Raw genomic sequence first — 19118 nt, forward strand, 5'->3', positions numbered from 1 at the left:
TTTAACTCCTAAAATCATATTTCTCCGGCAGATGTTCCGGCAAGATGTCCCGTTGACCATGCAACCTGTAAGTTAAAGCCGCCGGTCTCCGTATCAACGTCTATCACCTCTCCCGCAAAAAAAAGCCCTTTAACAAGCTTGGACTCCATCGTGGACGGATTGATTTCTTTAACATCCACACCGCCTCTGGTGATAATAGCCTCATTAAAGTTTCTCGTTCCTATCACGGTTATGGGAAGATTCTTGATAAGCTTTACAAAGCCAAGCCTCTCCTCTTTGGTTATATCGTGAACCGGTCTCTCCGGATCTATCCCGGATAAGCGTATCATAACAGGAACAAGTTTTGAAGGGAAAAGAGATCCGATAACATTTTTAAACTGTTTGTTCAGTCCTTCATCAAAGTCCCTTAGGACTCTCGTATCAAGCTGTTTCTCTGAAAGCGCGGGCTTAAGATCAAGTAAAAGCTCCGCCTTTTTGTCTTTTTCATAGTGGCAGCTTGCGGTAAGAACAAGCGGTCCGCTTACTCCGAAATGTGTAAAAAGCATCTCGCCAAAGCCCTCATACACAGGCTTTTTCTTCTTGGCATTCTTGTTATTATCTTCAGCGCCGCCTTTTTTGCCTTCATCTTTTTGGGATAAAAAGAGCTTTAGTCCGACGTTTTTAAGTGACAATCCCTGAAGTTCTCTGCACCAGTCTTCCTTGGTCTCAAAAGGAACAAGCGAAGGTCTCGGCTCTTTTACCGAGTGGCCTGCCGCCTTGGCAAACTCGTATCCGTCACCGGTCGAACCCGTCGAAGGATAAGAAACTCCTCCCGTGCAAACAATAACGCTGTCGAATTCTTCTCGCATTATCGGAGCATCGCCCTTTTTGGAAGAAACCGCTTTGTCCGCATAGGTTATGGCACTTACGCTTCCGCCGCTTGTCTCGACAGAAAGGACCTCTGTATCAAACAAAACCTTTACTCCCGCCTTTTTTACGGCGTTAAAAAGAGTTCTTATGATATCCGAGGAATGATCGGAAACAGGGAATACCCTGTCGCCTCTCTCTATTTTCAGTTTGCAGCCGTTACTTTCAAAAAAGTCCATAACGGCGGTATTGTCATAGTCATAAAAAGCGCTGTAAAGGAATCTCGGATTTCTTTTTACGTGCTCAAAAAAATCCGTCTGATCACAGGCGTTGGTCACATTACAGCGACCCTTTCCCGTGATGTAGATCTTCTTTCCCGGCTTTTCGTTTTTCTCAAAAATAGTGACGCTCACGCTGCTATTCGCAGCAGCAAGCGCCGCCATCATCCCGGCTGCACCGCAGCCGATAATTGCAATTCTTTTCATCAATTGTTCTTCTTTCTGAGCGGTTCAAGCATCATTGGATCGTCGGATGCGAAATCAATCTCGTCATTGAGGTACACCTGATAGTTATTCCAAGTCTCCTCAAGCATCTTAAGATCCGCCTTGACCTCATTGGGCTTTCTCATGCAAAGTGCGACCACAAGCGCATTTATAACGCTAAGAGGTGCAACAAGCGAATCAACGATAGAGGCCATCTCGCTCTTTGCAAGGAGATTGCAGGACGAATACAGATTCATCGGAGAATGCACGGAATCCGTTATCGTTATCACCTTGGCGTTTCTGTCATTGGCAAATTCCATGCACTTTAAAGTCCTCATGGAATACCTCGGGAAACTGATACCGATGATCGCATCTCTGTCGCTTATCCTTATCATCTGCTCAAACATCTCGGTAACACTCGTTGTCTTAATAAGGACATTGTTACCCCTGATCATGTTCAGATAAAAATGCAAGAAGTCCGCAAGCGGCTCACAGCTTCTGATTCCGACGATATACAAGGTCTTAGCCTTTAAAATAATATCAACCGCTGTTTTAAATGCCGCTACATCTATACTGTTTATCGTATCCTCAAGATTGGTTATGTCAGAGCGCAGAATTGTAGAGAGGATCTCTCCTTCGTTGCTCTTACCGAACTTACGGCCCACCTTCTCAACAGAACCGAATTTATCCGTAACCCATACCGAAAGTGCTTTCTGGAATGCAGGATATCCGTCATATCCAAGGCTCATGGCAAATCTGACAACGGTCGATTCACTCATGCCTACGATCTTACCGAGCTCAGCCGCCGTCATAAAAACAGCCTGCTCATAGTGATCGCAGATGTAAGTGGCAATGTTCTTTTTGCCCTTACTCATCCTTGAATAGCACTCATTTATTCTGGTTATTACATCAACATCACTCTCGAATTTCATAGACTGAACGCCTTATATGCCGATTCCAGCATGGAAATTGAAGCCTGCGTATCAAGATCGTAATCACCTGTAACAGCCATGCAGCCTGCGCCATGAATAAAGATCCACATCTGCATAAAGAGCTGCTGTGCATTGGCAACTCCCTTGGCTGAAGCCTTGTTGATCTCTTTAACGACATTCTCCGAAGAGCCGTTTACAAGATCATACATAGTCTTGCCTTCAGCTCCCTGCTCGGAAATGAAAAGAAGTCTGAAAAGATGAGGATACTTCTGTGCAAAACCAATGTAAGCAAGTCCGAGGTCAACAAAAGGTACCTCGTGGCTCTTGTCGCACTCATTGTAGTAATCCTCGTAATAAGCTGCCGCCTTATCATAAACGTCCTTTTTAAGCGCATCCATATTCTCGTAAATACGGAAAATAGGCTGTGTCGAACATCCTGCTGCTGCCGCGAGCTTTCTCGATGTGATCTGCTCAAAGCCTTCCTTTCTTGTAATCTTAAATGCCGCATTCACGATCTCTTTCTGCGTAATCGTAGCTTTTCTGGACATATATACCCTCCCAACAATAATTAGCTTTTTATAAAAGCATGCGTTATTATTTTACAAAATCAAATGTACACTGTCAACGGATTATCATGCACAAAGAAAGCCGCTCAAAGCACGAGATTTCCTTCTGTTCCGTAGAAATCAACAACTCTCCTTTCTCCGCTTTTAAGCGCTATTGTGACAGGTCCGTAACCGCCGCTTTTTTGAGGATCCGTGTATGTGATCCGCTCAATCGGGAACATATCGTCATCACTGAAGTCTTCAAGGCTTTCCTTGGTTATGACCTGCGAGATCAAAAAATACTTCTCATAACCGTACTGCTTTTCTCTCTTGGTCTTAGCGCATAAAACGATCGACTTCTCGCTGTCGGGATTGGTTCCCGTACTGTTTATGATCTCAATGTCATCCCATCCGTCAAAGATACTGAAGCATAGCTGCTTCTCTTTTCCCGTATGGTCGTGTCCTTTAAGGATCACAGCCTTGTAATCACCTTGATTCTTTGTTATCACCTCAGTTCCGTTATCCGGAAATCCAAATGCACCAAGTGTTATGGTAATGGGATTTCTGTACATGCGTATCTTATCGGCACGCATGATTCCGTAAGGAACCGCAAAGTCCGCAAGATTCATGGCTGTATTCCAGTGAGTTTCAGTGTTTAATTCATAATCAAAGAACTGTCTCCTGTACAAAACGCCGTCTTTTTCTCCGTGCCAGAAGGTCGCATTTGCCTTGAACATCCGGGCATTTTTATCCTCAATCTCAGATGTTTTTTTATCGTAATATCCGATAACATACTGCTGCGATTCGGCATCTCTTCTTACCGCACACTCCCACGGAAACTTAGAATTATAAACAAGCTTGGAATAATTCCACATTCCGTGCTCATCAGTTTTTTCTTTTACAACCTTACCTGTTCTAAGCTCAGTTATTCCACTTGCTTCGTGGTTTGCAAAAGAAAGAGCGGGACCGTCAAGCGTAGTCACCTTAGTCTCCTTCTTTTTAAGCTTATCCCAGGTTCCGTTATTTTCTTTTGCTGTCCAAAAAGGGTGATCCCCCGGAAGATGCAGGCACAGAAAGGCCTTTCCGAGCCACAACGGTGACTCTGCGCATGAATAGCTCTGCACAAGAGGCGTAAACGGGCCGTAGAAGCCAAGCGTCGGAACGCCGTTTATAAGAAAGTCGTCTCTTTTAAGAAATTGCAAAAGAGATCCCGAGCAGATCCTTCTTGCAAGTCCCGGATCGACCTTAGAATTTCTCATCATAAGATTGCCGTCAAAAGCGCTTGTAGCGGCGTTTCTGTAAATACCGCTCCTGCCCCACATATTGGTAAAGCCGTCCCTGTCGAAAAAGTCAGGATAAGTCTCCATCAGCTTATTGGAGTTTTCCTCGAACTTCTCTGCGATAAAAGGTTCTTTTTCATAGCCGTACCAATTGTTCCAAAAGGCCGTGTACATGTTAAAAGCCCAGCATGAATAATAGTCAAAAGACTGCCCGTCTCTGTACCAGCCGTCTCCGACGTAATAGTTCAAGATATTCTGAGCGTGATCTCGCATGATGTCTTCGTCAATCTCATATCCGTTCATGTATAAAAAAGCAAGATCAAGCATGTTAAAAAGGCGCCAGTTCTGCGGAACGGTATAGCTGTGCGCATAGTCTGAAAGAAATGCGGCTATCCTGTCTTTTTCATCTTGCGTATAGGTATCCCAGATCTCTTTTTTGCAGATAAAAAGACAGATCACTAAAGCCGCGGTCTCAACAGTCTGCTGATATATCGCATACTCGTCGCCGTTTTCTTTTTTCATGTCGGAATAGTTGTAGACGTAATTGTCATTTTCCGGCGTAACCGCACGTAAAACCTGGTCCTTGTAGTAATCCCTTATATTTATTCCGTTTAAAGAAAGTGTTGGTTCCTCGCAGATAAGCGGCGCTGCGATAAAAAAAGACCTTGTAAGTCCCTCGAAGATTTCCGCCTTAAATCTCCACGTGGGCGCATCCTTTGAAGGATACGTTACGACCGTCTCGTAGCGCGGCATCACTACAGGCTTATCGGCACTCTCTATATTTCCGAATATCCCGCCGAGAAGATATTTTGCAGCCTCTATCCAGCTCTTTCTGGTAAGTCCCGTATAAGGGCTTAATTCAAAATCCGTATATTTCGGTTCAAATACCATGTACACCCTCCGAATACATTAACCTTCATATGCGCTTTCTCTTTTAAAATATCTCAAGCGCATTTCCGGCAAGCTTCATTATCGCTTCGATAAAATAATAATCGCCGTAAATGATCGACATGTCGTGTCCGTCACCGTGATAATCAACAGCGCAGTTATTCAAAAGGTTATCCGTATCGGTTCCCCAGCTTATTCTCTTTTCATCAAGAGTTTTAAGCAGCTTAAATGCAGCATCCAAATATCTGTCGGAAAGCTCATCGTCACCTGTTGCCTGCGAAAGCTCGATAAGCCCCGAAGCCGTTATCGCTGCGGCAGTCGAATCCTCAAGCTTAATGTCATCCGGCTGTCTGTAATCTATCGGGATAAGATAAGAATCCGGTATCTGCGAAAGCACGTAATTAGCGATCGCTTTGGCCGTATCAAGGTACTTCTCATCCCCCGTATATTTATAGCTGAGCGTAAAGCCGTAGATTCCCCAGCTCTGACCCCTTGTCCAGGATGAGCCTTCGCCGTAGCCCTGTCCACCCGGCTTTCCGACAATTTCACCCGTTTCCGGATCAAATATGATTATATGATTTACCGAGCCGTCTTCTCTTACAAACGCTTTCATTGCAGTATCTGCGTGCGCTCTTGCGATCATTTCAAATCTGGGATCGGTCGTCTCTTCGCTCGCCCAGTACAAAAGAGGCAGATTCATCATACAATCGATTATCGCAAAGCCCCTTCTGTCAACGTCGTCCCAGTTATTCCACGCCCTGATAAATCTGCCGACAATATTAAATCTTCCCGCCATGTTTGTAGCGGCAAGCATTGCTCTGTTGTAGGATTCCTTGTTGTTAAAAAGCTTATATCTGCAAACGGACGTAGGAAGCCACTTAAAACCGTTGTCATGATCGAGCCCCTCAATATTCATGAGATTCTCATCAAGCTTATCCTCGACTTTTATTGCCTCTTTCTTGTACATCTCATTTCCCGTGAGCTTATAAAGCTGCCACATCTCTCCGCCCCAGAAACCGTTGGTCCACCAGCATATGTCCTTACCCGATTTGTCGTCAAATCGCCCGTATTTATCTGTTGTATATGGGATCTTATCAAGACTTCTTTTGGTAACAACCTCCATCTTATCCGCAACCTTTTTAAGCGTCGCATCGACCCATTGTTTTTCGCTGTCTGTTAATTTCCTCATATAGTTTCCCTTCTCGTTTTTTATCTGTAAAAAGATATTGTATTAAAATCCACCCCTTTATTTGAATAAAAGACTCAGCTCATGCGCATCGTCCATCTCTATCAAAATCCTGTATACGCTGTGCTTCCATGCTATCAAAAGGCGCTCATCGTCAATAGGACATTCCTCTATTGTTTTAACTTTGCCGCCTGTGATCTCTATAACTCCAAAGCCATCGCCCACCGAGATCTTGACACCGTCATGCGAAACAGGCATCTCATAAGTCATTATGCCTATCACCGCCTTGCAGTCCCCATCGTACTTGTCGTTAACAGTGATACCTTCGCCCTTATTAAGCGTCACAGTCCTGTGATATCTTCTTATCCTCGCGTCCCCATAAGCACCTGCGATATCCATAGAAAGACTGCATGTCTCATTGCTTGCGCCTGCAATATCCACGGAAGAGCTCTCGCCCCCGCCTAGGTTGCACACTACATCACTCGCTGCGAATTCAGCTCCCGGCTTTTGCATTATTCCCGCTTCAACATTTTTCGATATCTCGGCGCCGCCGTCTTCAATAAATGTAGGAAGATTGTGATACGCGGACTGCATTGTCCATATCTCGTAACGCCTGTCAGAAAAAGTCTTCTCTGTATAAGTTCCGACTCCGAGATCAATTACAAAAGGCTTTCCGTTTTTGTATATCGTAAACGATCCGACATCGTTGTGATTGTGGCTATCTGCGTTGTTTCCCGCTTTGGCGGCAAGCGTATATACATCGTCTCTTGCGACCATCAGACCCGTACTCTCAAACCAAGAATCCTCGCAGCGCACATCAATACTCGGATAATCCATCATTTCTTTATAAGCAAAAGCCTGCATAACATGATAAAAGAGATTTATCTCATCCGGGATCATCCTCGCATACATGCTCTCAGCTTTAAAATCCTCCGCCGCAAAACTTGTCATCGCCTCATCGAAAACTCTTTTACCAAAAAGGAATTCTCTAGCTCCCCGCCTTCCCGGATGGGCGCTGCAATCGGCGAAGTTAATATAAGTATCCCCGGCAACATGCATCTTCATGATATAGTTTGCCATGTTTTTTATAAGCTTTTCTTTATAAACTTCCGAAAAAGACTCATCCGTAGCACCCAAGATAAGTTCAAGACAACCAAAAAGAGTAAGCGCAGCATGTGAATAATACTGAGCGCCCTCACTGCAGCATCCGTCATCTCCGTATTCATCAAGGAAATAATCGCATGAGGCGGCTGCTTTTTCTATAAATTCTCTTTTCGTATCCTCATCAAAACATCCGTCATCTCTTGTAAGAGCACAGATAAGAACATTCTGGGTACACCACGGTGTCCAGTTACACATAGGCTCTTTTCCGTTTCCCATCCACCAGAAATGCTCATTAAGATAGGGCTTAAATATCCTCTCTTCAAGCCTGTAATTAACGTATTCGGATATATTCGGACTTATCTTTTCGAAAACAGGTCTGAGAAGATATTCGCAAAATGCAACTTCTGCCCCCGACTCAGCGTCAAACAGATCAATAACGGGTCTGACGACATTCGGCATAACGTCATTACGCCCGTCTCTGACATGACTGTTATGCGGAGGAAGACACCATGAACTTTCTTCAAGAATAAGATACAGTCCGTCAAGGACAGCTCCTACAAAACGTCCTTCATTCTCTACGCACTCCGCCATAACAAGGCTATTTAGTTTTCTTCTTCTGGGGAAATACTTGTCTTCAAATCTCACGCGATTGCCTGATCTTGAAAACTCCGAAAAATCAGATACCAAAAGTTCGCTCCAAGGCTCTAAAAGAGCCTCTTCGCCTCTTCTTACGATCTCTCTTTTCAGTTCAAGCGGAAGAGCATTCCACTCATCTCTCTTAGAAATATCGGGATATCCGGCAAACACCTTACAGCCGGACGTTTTAGACAAATAATCTCTGACTATACTCCTAGCCATAACACACCTCAAGCTTCGTTTCCGTACACCTCTATCTGAACAAGTGCGGGAAAAGGACTCGGATCGTCCGCTTTAACAAGTTTTCCAAGCTTTATCCATCTGATATTCTTCCTAGCTATATCAAATTCGTGCGGCTCTTGAACCTTCTTTCCCATCGTGACCGTCTCACTGCTTCCGTCCGAAAATTCAAAGGTCGCCTTGGTCCACCAGTTGTCATGCGGGAAATCGGCTCTTGTGTAAAGAACTATCTTATCAAAAGAAACTTCTCTTCCGAAATCCAACTTAAATTCCGCATCGTCCTGTCTGTTGATCCCCCAGGATTCATAAGGCCACTCGCCGTGTGAAAGAGTTGCGATACAACCGTCTATCGCATTTCTTGCCGCGAAAACAGCCTCTCCCCTTGTCTCGACATTGGCACTTGCGTGCGGATATACACCTGCAAATTCATGCTGATCAAACGGATTAAGTGCAAGATTTTTATAGCTTGCGATCTCATAGTCCCTTGCTTTTCTGATGGTCACAATATGTCTGTTACCGCAAAAAGCAAGCGGGTTATAGCTGGTTTTTTTCTCATAAAAAGGAACAGGAAACAAAACTGTGTCCTGCTCAATCAAACAAAATGCCTCATCGACTGCGGCATCTACTTTAACAACATAAAAACTACCGGGCTCGATACCTGAAAATTCAATAATATCGCCCTTTCTGTACTCCCCGTCCCAAGCAAGAACGACAGCTTTTTCCCCTTCTGCCTCTGCTTTTGGAACATGATCCCAATCATTATAAACAGATACCTTCATATTCTTTTTTACCTCGTAGAAAGAAAGACATTCTCTCTGACCGCGTCGCTGTCCTCGGGATAAGTCTTGAGATACTCGGCCATCATCGACGACGCAACCTGAAATTCACCCATATACTCATAGGCTGTGATCTCATTAAGCATAAGCGCCTGATTCATAGGCTTATCACCTATATCAAGACCTTCTTTGAAAGATGAGATCGCACCTTCGTAATCACCCTGTCTTATCTGACACATACCAAGCTGATTATAAACTTTGGCACTGGATGGATTCTCGCTCAGATATGTCTTATATACGCTCACGGCGTAATTGTAATCACCCTGTTTTTCCCCTGTTGCACCAAGAAGGAGTACCACAGGCTCTTTTTCCTGATCCCTCTCACTTCTTGCCGCTTCCAAAAAGCTCTGTGCTTCCGCATTGTTGCCGAGATAAAAGGACACCTGTCCCTTCTCGTAGTTACTCATGTAATTGCTTCCGCCATCAAATGCCTTCTGCAAAATAGACTTACCCTCGTCCTCATAGCCGTACTCGGCGAGAGCCTTATATATCCTTATTGTCAGGGAATAATCCTTGGGGTCTATTTTGATAGCTTTTGTAAAATCAACGGATGCGCTGTCATGATCGCCGGCAGCAAGTTCACAAACGCCCCTTAAGAAATGGGCATCTTTATCTTTTTCACGCAGAGCCAAAATGGCATCATAGATTTCCTTGGATTTGTTGTACTCACCAAGCTTCATATATGCTTCCGCAAGGTAATAGTTGGTGTCAAAATCCATGTCATCAACTATTCCTTCATCCGCAGCAAGAGAAGCAAGCAGCTGTTCAGCCGCCTGCTCGTATTCATAACTATGAAGATAAGCTATGCCCAGGCCTCTTCTCGCCAGGCATTCGTCTTCTCCGCCCTCAAGTGCAGCCTGAAAGCTCTCGATCGCATCCGCATACTCACAGTTCTCGATATGAGTAAAACCTGAGTTTACGTTGCGTCCGTTCGTGATAGAGCCGCAGCCTGTGAACAAGACGGAAAGAGCCAAAGCTCCCGCAACAAATCTATACTTCATCTAAGCCTCTACTTAATTACCAAGATATGCAATGATCTCAACTTCACAAAGAACGTCCTTGGGAAGCTTCTTAACAGCTACGCAGCTTCTTGCGGGCTTACTTGTGAAATACTTCTCATAAACGCCGTTGAAAGCAGCAAAATCGCCCATCTCGGCAAGGAAACATGTAGTCTTTACAACATGCTCAAAGTCTGTTCCCGCAGCCTTTAATATCTCACCGATATTTTGGCATACTCTGTTTGTCTGATCCTCGATCGTTGTTGTATCTATCTCTCCTGTAGCGGGATTGATCGGAATCTGTCCCGAAGCATAAAGAAAATCTCCCGCCTTGATAGCCTGTGAATAAGGTCCGATCGCTGCCGGTGCCTTGTCTGTACTTACGTACTGCATAATATATACCCTCCTTAAAACGACTCCCTATGAATACGGGAAAGCTCCCGCCGGGTAGCCTTTAATTATCCTGACCGAAAACCGCAGTCACATAGAAGCCTCTGGCATTCTCTTCGACCTTGGTCACAACGCCCTCCCTCTCAAGCATGCGCTCACGAAAAGGGAAATTACCGGACATTGCAAGTGACGGATCTATCGTATAGTAATAGTTACTTGGAAGCACCCCCTCCGTAACCGTTACATGATCGCCCTCTTTAAGCAGTCCCGGGCGCTCCATCTTAAAACTCATCTCTCTAGCCATTTTATCACTCCCGCTCAGTCTTTTACAATCGCATGTTGCAAAAGATATTGATGCCATCTCTCATATGCCGAAGCCTTAAGATGCACATCGTCAAAAGAAAGTTCTTTTATAAGATTTCCGTCCTCGTCATCAACCGACTCGTTCATATCAATGTAAAAGATATCTTGATTGTTCGCAAGCTGAGAAAGCGCTTCGTTTCTCGCGTTGATGTTGGGGTTGTTGAATATCTTATCATTATCACTCTTGTCGCCCGTAACATGCATGATTCCCTGGATGTATATGATGGCATCGGGCTGAAGCTCTCTTATCCTGGCGATAACTTCGGCGTATTTATTTACAAATCTCTCAAGGTCACCCGTGCCCATCTCATTAAGTCCGAGCATGATATAGATCTTTCCGAATTGATTTTCGGAGAGCGCTTCATCAACGGTAATCTTACCCTTTCTTCCTTCCATCTTTAAGAAAGGCTTTTCAAGCACGGTATAGATAGTCAGCGATACCTTGGAATAAAATGTGGCTCTGGTATCAAGAGCATCTACATACTCGGAAAGACCGACTGTCCTGGAATCTCCGATAAAAAGCGCATCATCAAAGTAATCGTCCGTGACCTCACAAAATTCGTAGGTTTCTTCTTCCGAATTTCCCGATATATCATTACCAGAAATATCGGAATTATCCGAGACATCGTTTCCGGACACATCCGTATTTTCAGGTTCTTTTGTAACTTCAGGTTCAGGTTTTATCTCAGTTTCTTGTTCTTTGGCGGTTATTGTCTCATCAACAGGCTTCTCTGTGCCATCCGCCGTCTGTCTTCCCGCAAGGAACTTCTCATCGATTGCCCTTATATCGGCAATACCGTCCCACGGAAACACTCCGTCCGCCATGCCTTTCATCATAACGGAAAAAAGAGGCATCTTCGCGGAATCATAGCCTTCCGCGTAATCCCCGTACAGTTCGTCCTTTAGAGCGAACGTCAAACACGATAAAATTACTGAAACCACCGCTGTTGCAAAGAGCAGCGGGCAATTCTTAAGCAGTTTCATTTTTTACTCTTTCCTCAAAACTTAAAATACATAAAAGGATTACCTGCCGAATTGGACAAGCTGAATACGCATATCCAGAAGATCACGAACAATATAGCCATGATCACAGGTTTTTTCCTATATTTCTCAAACAATCCGTAAATACCCGGAATCAAAAGAATAAGTCCAAGACCAAGGAATACTCCGTACGTTCCGAGTTTTTTGATATAATCGCCGGCGTTGACGGCAATTCCCTCTCCGAAGAACGGGAACAATCTGCAAAAATACTCTCTGAGCATGTTCAAGCCGGGAATTGCAAACACCACCCAGGTGAGCGGAATAAGCACGAACACGTGAAGTCTTCCGACAATTACTCCAAGCCATTTGGGTAAAAGCTTAAACACAATAAATCTCTCACTTACTATAATAACAAAAAGAATGAGTCCCCAGAGAATATAATTTAAAGTTATTCCATGCCAGAATCCTGTGATAAGCCAAACGATCAAAAGATTTAATATGATCCTCGGAGCCTTAACCCTGCTGCCTCCGAGCGGAATATAGATATAATCTCTAAACCAAGAACCCAAAGTCGCATGCCATCTTCTGTAAAAATCCGACACGCCCTTAGCGCTGTATGGCTGATCGAAGTTAACAACAAACGGAAATCCCAGCATCACGCCTACACCTGCAGCCATAAGGGAATATCCCCAGAAATCATAGTAGAGCTGCATCGAATAAGTTGCGGCGCCGATCCATGCCAAAGGAGTTGATAAACTCTCATATCCGATCGTTCCGATATCGTTCCAGAGCATTGAAAGGTGATCCGCGATCATAACCTTCATAAAAAGACCAATCACAAAAAACCTAAGACCGTCCTCTATATTACTAAGGATCGTCTTAAGTTCTGCCTTGTACGCATCTTTACCGATGTGATCGTTTTCGACATAATCGGAAAAGCGCATTATGGGGCCGGAAACAATCTGCGGGAACATGCAAAAATACGCTGCAACGTCCGCAAACGGCGGCTCTTCTGTTATCTTGTCCATATAGGTATCTGCCTGGAAGGAGATCATCTTGAATACAAAAAAGCTGACTCCGAGCGGCATCAGACTGTTGTCAATTACCTGTCCGAGTATCTTGAATTCCACGAGCATAAGTGCATCGATGCACACTATAAATACGAGAAGAAGCTTCTTTTTATTTCCTCCGCGTATAGCACGTGAAAAGAGATAGTTGACAACAACAGCTCCCAGAAGCACCGGAAGCATCCTTATGTCTCCCACTCCATAAAAAACCAAACTGCCCAAGAGCAATGTCCATGTTCTGTATGTAATGGGAGTAAGATAATATGCAATAACAAATACAGGTAAGAACCTGAAAATAAAAGTTAAATCCGAAAAGTTTATCATTTCCCCATTTTTTCCTATTATTAGTTGCCGGAATTATTGATCTCAGCCAATTTCGTCTCAGCCGCAGATGCAGTCTTTGTGTTAGGAAACTCCGTTATAACTGCGTCGTATTTCTCCTTAGCTTTATCATATTCCTTGTTTTCGTAGTACGAGTTGGCCAGATAATAAAGCGTATTGACATTGGTATTGTCATACTGATATGCCTTGGAAAGATTGGCAATGGCCTCATCATATTTTTTTGCCTTATAAGCGTCATATCCTGTGTTGTAATAAGATGTCGCAAGCTGTGGTCCAACCTTTGACATAAGTGTATCGTAAAGCGCCATAAACTCAGGAGAAGTGCTGTCCCCGATAACTTCAAGGTCAACGTTCCCGAGCGCTTCCGCTATACCTTCAATATCAGATGAATCCTTTTCATAGCAATCGACAGCCTTCATAAGTGAATTCATGGAAGCTGAAGTTGAATCAACACCTTCATAGCTGTCTACCTGGCTCTGGAGCTCATTCATCTTCTTGTCCATGGAAGCTATCTTCTGCTCAAGCTCAACTATACGAGCTGATTTGGAATCCGATTCCTCGCTGATCTTCGCGATTTTCTCCTTGTTACCTGCAGTAATGCTCTCTATTCTCTGAGGCAGGATAAGGAAGCATGATGCCGCGATTCCAAGTACTATTCCAAGTACTATTCCCCAGATGGAACCTGTTCTTGTGAGAGCAGACTTCTTAAGCGGCTGAATGATCATCTCATTTCCGCTGTTATATCTGATAATATCGTCATTTCCCGTTGCCGCGATATCCGAAACAAGCTTGCCGCTCTCTCCGGGAAGAAGCATGCTGTCCGCTTCCTTGAGATAACGTCTTGCAAGAGTATTGCCGGTATCAAGCTTAAGGACCTTCTTGGCCTCAACCTTGGCTCTGTCCCAGTTTCCGGCCTGTAAATACAAAAGCGCCAAAAGAAGATGTGCCTTAATAAAGCCGGAATTAAACGAAAGAACCTTCTTAAGCTGAATAACGGCCAAATCAAGACTATCCTGCCGGCAGTAGTTAAGTGCTATATTAAATTTCTTGATCGTCTGATTAATATCCTCAAGCTTGGACGGACTGTTTCTGACCATGTCCATGTACTCATCGGCGATGTTGTCATCAGGCTTAAGGTTCTTACTGATAACCCATTCCGAGAGTGCCGCAACAACCTCTCCGGTCTCATAGTAAATGAGTCCCAAAAGATTACGTGCGTTTATATTGTTTTTATCAAGCTTAAGGCTCTGATGAAGTGACTCCATAGCTCCCGTCAGATCTCTGACTGTGGCCTTTTCGAGTCCCTCATTATAAAAGACATTGGATAAGCTTACAAGCTTCTTATATATGCTGGTAGCCATTATCTGCTCCTCTTACTGTTGTCTGCTTCAGATTTAGCATCCTTAAGAAGCCCTACAATAACATCCGACATATCATCAAGGTCTCTGTTGTAGATGATATCTTCCGCATCTTCAATCTCGAGACTTGGTTTAAACTTTTTAAGTTCCTCTTCAAAATTAAGCATTCTAACATCCCCTTGTAGAAAACTAAAGTTACAACATTGATTTGATCTGTCCCGCAAGATAAAGCGATCCCGCAGCAAATACAGTGTCTCCGGACTTTCTTACCGTGATGATGTCCGTGATCGCGTCCCTGACATTGCTGTAATACTTTATGGGAAGACCTATTATTCCGTGTTCTTCCTTACATTCCTCAAAAGCGCTCTTAAGGTCCGATACGGATACCGACCTGTTCGTCTCAAGAACAGCTACAAAGATCGAATCAAATTCACCGCATACAAGCAGTTTGTCTATGATTTCCTTATACTGCTTATCTCCGACTATGCCGAACATAAGGAGTTTGCGCCCAGACGAAGGAATATTCGCAGCGCTGTCGATAAAAGCTTCTATTCCGTCCACATTGTGGGCACCGTCGACATATATTCCGGGACGAATTTCCTCCATGCGGGCTTCCCACTTGGCACTGATAAGTCCCTCTCTGATATCAAGTTCAGAAATATCCGCTCCTTCGTTCTTAAGGATCTCTGCGGCAGTAACCGCAAGAGCTGCGTTCTCGGCTTGATATCTCGCTTCGGTGTTAAGCTTTAAATCAATATATTTATCATATAAGGAAATATACGAAAAAGCAATGTATTTGTTCCCTTCATCCTCCTGAACAGAGGATACATTCTGAATATTTTTTCTTTCAACGACGATAGCTCTCGAATCAAGTTCCAAAGCCTTTTGTTTAATAACTTCGGTACTCTCTTTTTGCTTGTCAAAAAATACTACGGGAACCCAAGGCTTTATTATACCCGCCTTTTCTCCTGCGATCTCTGCGATCGATTCTCCGAGATACTGCATGTGATCGTAGCCGATCTCTGTTATCACTGTCAAAAGAGGGTTCGATACCGAATTGGTAGCATCGAGCCTTCCTCCGAGACCTGTCTCAAGGATAAGGTAATCAACTGGATACACATCGTAAAGTATCATCGATACAAAGAATAAAAATTCAAAATATGTGGGAAAATAATCCTTATGATCATACTCAACCACGCGTTTCAAGGTCTCGACAAAAACCTCGGTAAACACTCCGTCGGATATCATCTTGCCGTCAATGCAAAATCTCTCGTTGACCTTTACAAGATGCGGCGATGTAAACATGCCGACAGAATATCCGGCCTTCATAAGTATAGACGAAAGATAGCTGCAGACCGAGCCCTTGCCATTGGTTCCCGCAACATGAATTATCTTCATGTTTTGATCGGGATTTCCCAGAAATTCAAGGAAATCAACAGTATCCTTCATTGTATGTTTATCCGTAAAGCTAGGTATCGAGTTAAGATATGTCTCGCACTCGGCCACGGAAATCTTTTCACCTTTATCGGAGCGGCTGATAAAGCTTGCCGCTCCTTTCATTAGTTCTTTGTTCATAATTATTAATTCTAAATCTTTACTTCTGAAGCTGTTTAAGTCTCTCTGTTATCTGGTCGTAAGTCTGCTGATATTTCTGCTGCTTCTCTTTTTCCTCAGCAATCTTCTCAGCGGGAGCCTTGGAAAGGAACTTCTCGTTGCTGAGCATGTTCTGCGATCTCTTAAGCTCACCCTCAAGCTTCTTCTGCTCCTTGGTAAGTCTTTCAATCTCTGCTGAGATATCAACAAGATCAGAGAAAGGAATGTAAACGGTTGCCTCTGCAAGAACTACGGAAACAGCGTCGTCTGCGATGCCGTCCTTGTTCTTCTGACAAACGGACTCTGAAGCATAAGCAAGTGACTCGAAGAACAGCTTACCTGTTGTGAAGATATCAAGTACTTCGTCGTTGTCGCTTACAACAAATACTTTGGCCTTTCTTGAAGGAGCAACGTTCATCTGTGTACGAACGTTACGGATTCCTCTTACGGCCTCCTTGATAGTCTCTATAGCCTTCTCATCGGCTGCAAAGTTCCACTCATCCTTGTATACAGGCCAATCGGAAACCATGATGGAATCCTCTTCATCCTGAAGTGTGCAGAAGATCTCCTCAGTGATGAAAGGCATGTAAGGGTGAAGGAGCTTAAGTGCGTTGATAAGTACTGTCTGGAGTGTCCAGAGTGCTGCCTTGTGTGAAGCGGCGTCATCTGAATTGTAGAGACGAGGCTTAACCATCTCAATGTACCAGTCGCAGAACTCATCCCAGATGAAATCGTAAACCTTCTGAACAGCGATACCAAGCTCAAAGTGGTCCATATTGTCTGTAACCTCTTTGATGGTGTTGTTGAGCTTGGAAAGAATCCATTTATCAACAGGCTCAAGACCTGCGGGAGCAGGCTGGTGAATAGCGCTCTTCTCGCCATCCTCCATATTCATCATAATGAATCTTGAAGCGTTCCATACCTTGTTTGCAAAGTTACGGCTGTTCTCAACTCTTTCATTATAGAAACGCATGTCGTTACCGGGTGCGTTACCTGTAATAAGTGTGAGTCTCAGAGCATCAGCTCCGTAGTTCTCAATGATATCGAGAGGATCTATACCGTTACCCAGAGACTTACTCATCTTTCTACCCTGAGAGTCTCTTACAAGACCGTGGAAAAGAACTGTCTTGAAGGGGTAAGTACCCATCTGCTCGTAGCTTGAGAATATCATTCTGATAACCCAGAAAAAGATAATGTCATAACCGGTCACAAGCACGTCTGTAGGGAAGAAGTACTTAAGATCCTCAGTCTGTTTGGGCCATCCGAGAGTCTCAAAAGGCCAAAGAGCTGATGAGAACCATGTATCAAGTGTGTCGGGATCCTGTGTAAAGTGGTTCTTACCGCACTTAGGACAAACAGTAGGAGCCTCTTTTGATACAACAACTTCTCCGCAGTCGTCACAGTAGTAAGCGGGGATTCTGTGGCCCCACCAGAGCTGTCTTGAAATACACCAGTCGCGGATATTGTCTGTCCAGTTGAAATATGTCTTCTCCATTCTCGGAGGAATAAGCTTGATCTCGCCCTCTTTAACTGCCTTAACAGCGGGCTTAATGAGCTCGTCCATCTTAACGAACCACTGTGCCTTTACCATAGGCTCTACGGTTGTGTGGCAACGGTCGTGTGTTCCTACGTTGTGAGAGTAGTCTTCTATCTTTACAAGAAGTCCCATCTCATCGAGCTCTTTTACAATGGCTTCTCTTGCGGCATATCTGTCCATGCCCTCAAACTTACCGCCGTTGGCATTGATGGTAGCATCGTCATTGAGGATATTGATAATCTCAAGATTGTGACGTCTTCCTACCTCAAAGTCGTTAGGGTCATGAGCGGGTGTGATCTTAACAACACCGGTACCGAATTCCATGTCTACATAAGAATCTTCTACTATAGGAAGCTCTCTGTTTACGATAGGAAGAAGTACCTTCTTGCCCTTGAAGCTCTTGTATCTGTCATCATCGGGGTTAACGGCAACAGCTGTATCACCGAGCATAGTCTCGGGACGTGTTGTAGCAAACTCGATGAACTCAGTCTTGGAAACTGTTCCGTCTACATCGATAACGGGATATTTGATGTGCCAAAGATGACCTGCCTGCTCCTCGTACTCAACCTCAGCGTCGGAGATAGAAGTCTTACAGATAGGACACCAGTTTACGATACGGCTTCCTTTATATATGTAGCCCTTGTTGTACATCTTAACGAAAACGTCGGTAACGGCATCGTTACAGCCCTCATCCATTGTGAAACGTTCTCTGTCCCAGTCACATGAAGAACCGAGCTTTTTAAGCTGGGAAATAATGGTTCCGCCATATTCTTTTTTCCACTGCCAAGCTCTCTCAAGGAACTTCTCTCTGCCAAGATCTCTCTTATCGATTCCCTCAGCCTTGAGAGTGTCAATGATCCTAACCTCGGTCGCAATGCTGGCATGGTCTGTGCCCGGCTGCCAAAGCGCATTGTAGCCCTGCATTCTCTTGTAACGAATGAGGATATCCTGCATTGTGTTATCAAGAGCATGTCCCATGTGGAGCTTACCTGTAATATTCGGGGGTGGAATCACAATTGTAAAAGGTTTTTTGGTCTTGTCCACCTCAGCATGGAAATATTTCTTTTCCTCCCACTTGGAGTAAAGGCGACCCTCGATACCCTTGGGATCATAGGTCTTGGCGAGTTCTTTCTTCATAACAATTCTCCTTCTTCAAAACTATTGGGATATGTACTAAACTCGAAAAAACCTCGTTAAGTACATCCCCATGGCTCGCACTAAGCTCGATAATACCTCGCTAAGTGCTCTGCACAAAAAAATCCTCAACAACCTAATAGGCTGTTAAGGACGTTAATAACGTGGTACCACCTTAATTCACAGAGCATAAGCTCTGCCTCAATAAGCATCATTCAATGCCTAGTCTTATAACGCAGACAACGCGGGGACACTTAATGGAATCTATCTCATTCCTTTCTGGGTGTCCGGTTCAAAAGCTACCTTCCATACCTCACAGGCCTGCATCCTCTCAGCGCGGCAAGCCGCAGATGCATTCTCTTTAGACCGTGAAAAATATG

General features: G+C 44.2%; 16 protein-coding genes and 1 other annotated feature (1 of these 17 cut by a window edge). All 16 genes read right to left on the minus strand.

The window, feature by feature from the left end; translation table 11 throughout:
- Positions 1–14 precede the first annotated feature (14 nt).
- On the minus strand, positions 15–1331 hold the full coding sequence (locus BM377_RS07155) for a BaiN/RdsA family NAD(P)/FAD-dependent oxidoreductase (protein WP_092245919.1): 1317 nt from the start codon (positions 1329–1331) through the stop codon (positions 15–17).
- Positions 1331–2260 (minus strand): MurR/RpiR family transcriptional regulator, encoded by a 930-nt coding sequence (locus tag BM377_RS07160; protein WP_092245923.1) that lies wholly within the window; start codon positions 2258–2260, stop codon positions 1331–1333. The genes BM377_RS07155 and BM377_RS07160 overlap by 1 nt, the downstream gene beginning before the upstream one ends.
- On the minus strand, positions 2257–2808 hold the full coding sequence (locus BM377_RS07165; protein ID WP_092245925.1) for a TetR/AcrR family transcriptional regulator: 552 nt from the start codon (positions 2806–2808) through the stop codon (positions 2257–2259). The genes BM377_RS07160 and BM377_RS07165 overlap by 4 nt, the downstream gene beginning before the upstream one ends.
- Positions 2809–2912: 104 nt before the next feature.
- The gene (locus tag BM377_RS07170; protein ID WP_092245928.1) at positions 2913–4976 is read right to left on the minus strand and encodes a DUF2264 domain-containing protein; all 2064 of its coding nucleotides are present in this window, start codon (positions 4974–4976) and stop codon (positions 2913–2915) included.
- A 43-nt stretch (positions 4977–5019) separates the two neighbouring features.
- The gene (locus BM377_RS07175) at positions 5020–6162 is read right to left on the minus strand and encodes a glycoside hydrolase family 88 protein (RefSeq protein WP_092245931.1); all 1143 of its coding nucleotides are present in this window, start codon (positions 6160–6162) and stop codon (positions 5020–5022) included.
- Between the two features lie 57 nt (positions 6163–6219).
- Positions 6220–8121, minus strand: a complete 1902-nt coding sequence (locus tag BM377_RS07180; RefSeq protein WP_092245934.1) for a heparinase II/III domain-containing protein — start codon at positions 8119–8121, stop codon at positions 6220–6222.
- Positions 8122–8129: 8 nt separating this feature from the next.
- The gene (locus tag BM377_RS07185) at positions 8130–8918 is read right to left on the minus strand and encodes a DUF7402 domain-containing protein (protein ID WP_092245940.1); all 789 of its coding nucleotides are present in this window, start codon (positions 8916–8918) and stop codon (positions 8130–8132) included.
- A gap of 8 nt (positions 8919–8926) precedes the next feature.
- Positions 8927–9976: a tetratricopeptide repeat protein gene (locus BM377_RS07190; RefSeq protein ID WP_092245943.1), complete on the minus strand. Its 1050-nt coding sequence runs from the start codon at positions 9974–9976 to the stop codon at positions 8927–8929.
- Between the two features lie 12 nt (positions 9977–9988).
- Positions 9989–10366: a RidA family protein gene (locus BM377_RS07195; protein ID WP_092245946.1), complete on the minus strand. Its 378-nt coding sequence runs from the start codon at positions 10364–10366 to the stop codon at positions 9989–9991.
- A 61-nt stretch (positions 10367–10427) separates the two neighbouring features.
- Positions 10428–10667 (minus strand): hypothetical protein, encoded by a 240-nt coding sequence (locus BM377_RS07200; RefSeq protein ID WP_177223825.1) that lies wholly within the window; start codon positions 10665–10667, stop codon positions 10428–10430.
- Positions 10668–10681: 14 nt separating this feature from the next.
- Complete coding sequence (locus BM377_RS07205) at positions 10682–11710, minus strand: GDSL-type esterase/lipase family protein (RefSeq protein WP_092245949.1); 1029 nt, start codon at positions 11708–11710, stop codon at positions 10682–10684.
- A 14-nt stretch (positions 11711–11724) separates the two neighbouring features.
- Complete coding sequence (locus BM377_RS07210; RefSeq protein ID WP_242948115.1) at positions 11725–12957, minus strand: MBOAT family O-acyltransferase; 1233 nt, start codon at positions 12955–12957, stop codon at positions 11725–11727.
- 161 nt (positions 12958–13118) lie between these two features.
- Complete coding sequence (locus BM377_RS07215; protein ID WP_092245954.1) at positions 13119–14477, minus strand: tetratricopeptide repeat protein; 1359 nt, start codon at positions 14475–14477, stop codon at positions 13119–13121.
- On the minus strand, positions 14477–14641 hold the full coding sequence (locus BM377_RS16330) for a hypothetical protein (RefSeq protein ID WP_177223826.1): 165 nt from the start codon (positions 14639–14641) through the stop codon (positions 14477–14479). Before BM377_RS16330 ends, BM377_RS07215 begins: the two co-directional genes overlap by 1 nt.
- Positions 14642–14669: 28 nt before the next feature.
- A complete protein-coding gene (locus BM377_RS07220) occupies positions 14670–16049 on the minus strand; it encodes a bifunctional folylpolyglutamate synthase/dihydrofolate synthase (protein ID WP_092245957.1) in 1380 nt (459 codons plus the stop codon).
- 19 nt (positions 16050–16068) lie between these two features.
- Positions 16069–18741, minus strand: a complete 2673-nt coding sequence (locus tag BM377_RS07225) for a valine--tRNA ligase (protein WP_092245960.1) — start codon at positions 18739–18741, stop codon at positions 16069–16071.
- Between the two features lie 143 nt (positions 18742–18884).
- Positions 18885–19118: a binding site (T-box leader), on the minus strand; it runs 25 nt beyond the window's last position.

The sequence above is a fragment of the Butyrivibrio sp. INlla21 genome, from assembly GCF_900116875.1.
Taxonomy (GTDB): Bacteria; Bacillota; Clostridia; order Lachnospirales; family Lachnospiraceae; genus Butyrivibrio.

Excerpts from the sequence above, each read along its gene's own strand:
- BM377_RS07200 (WP_177223825.1), bottom strand. The coding sequence starts at position 10,667 with ATGGCTAGAGAGATGAGTTTTAAGATGGAGCGCCCGGGACTGCTTAAA.
- BM377_RS07185 (WP_092245940.1), bottom strand. The coding sequence starts at position 8,918 with ATGAAGGTATCTGTTTATAATGATTGGGATCATGTTCCAAAAGCAGAG.
- BM377_RS07155 (WP_092245919.1), bottom strand. The coding sequence starts at position 1,331 with ATGAAAAGAATTGCAATTATCGGCTGCGGTGCAGCCGGGATGATGGCG.
- BM377_RS07190 (WP_092245943.1), bottom strand. The coding sequence starts at position 9,976 with ATGAAGTATAGATTTGTTGCGGGAGCTTTGGCTCTTTCCGTCTTGTTC.
- BM377_RS07170 (WP_092245928.1), bottom strand. The coding sequence starts at position 4,976 with ATGGTATTTGAACCGAAATATACGGATTTTGAATTAAGCCCTTATACG.
- BM377_RS07195 (WP_092245946.1), bottom strand. The coding sequence starts at position 10,366 with ATGCAGTACGTAAGTACAGACAAGGCACCGGCAGCGATCGGACCTTAT.
- BM377_RS07175 (WP_092245931.1), bottom strand. The coding sequence starts at position 6,162 with ATGAGGAAATTAACAGACAGCGAAAAACAATGGGTCGATGCGACGCTT.
- BM377_RS07215 (WP_092245954.1), bottom strand. The coding sequence starts at position 14,477 with ATGGCTACCAGCATATATAAGAAGCTTGTAAGCTTATCCAATGTCTTT.
- BM377_RS16330 (WP_177223826.1), bottom strand. The coding sequence starts at position 14,641 with ATGCTTAATTTTGAAGAGGAACTTAAAAAGTTTAAACCAAGTCTCGAG.
- BM377_RS07165 (WP_092245925.1), bottom strand. The coding sequence starts at position 2,808 with ATGTCCAGAAAAGCTACGATTACGCAGAAAGAGATCGTGAATGCGGCA.
- BM377_RS07160 (WP_092245923.1), bottom strand. The coding sequence starts at position 2,260 with ATGAAATTCGAGAGTGATGTTGATGTAATAACCAGAATAAATGAGTGC.
- BM377_RS07180 (WP_092245934.1), bottom strand. The coding sequence starts at position 8,121 with ATGGCTAGGAGTATAGTCAGAGATTATTTGTCTAAAACGTCCGGCTGT.
- BM377_RS07210 (WP_242948115.1), bottom strand. The coding sequence starts at position 12,957 with ATGCTTCCGGTGCTTCTGGGAGCTGTTGTTGTCAACTATCTCTTTTCA.
- BM377_RS07225 (WP_092245960.1), bottom strand. The coding sequence starts at position 18,741 with ATGAAGAAAGAACTCGCCAAGACCTATGATCCCAAGGGTATCGAGGGT.
- BM377_RS07220 (WP_092245957.1), bottom strand. The coding sequence starts at position 16,049 with ATGAACAAAGAACTAATGAAAGGAGCGGCAAGCTTTATCAGCCGCTCC.
- BM377_RS07205 (WP_092245949.1), bottom strand. The coding sequence starts at position 11,710 with ATGAAACTGCTTAAGAATTGCCCGCTGCTCTTTGCAACAGCGGTGGTT.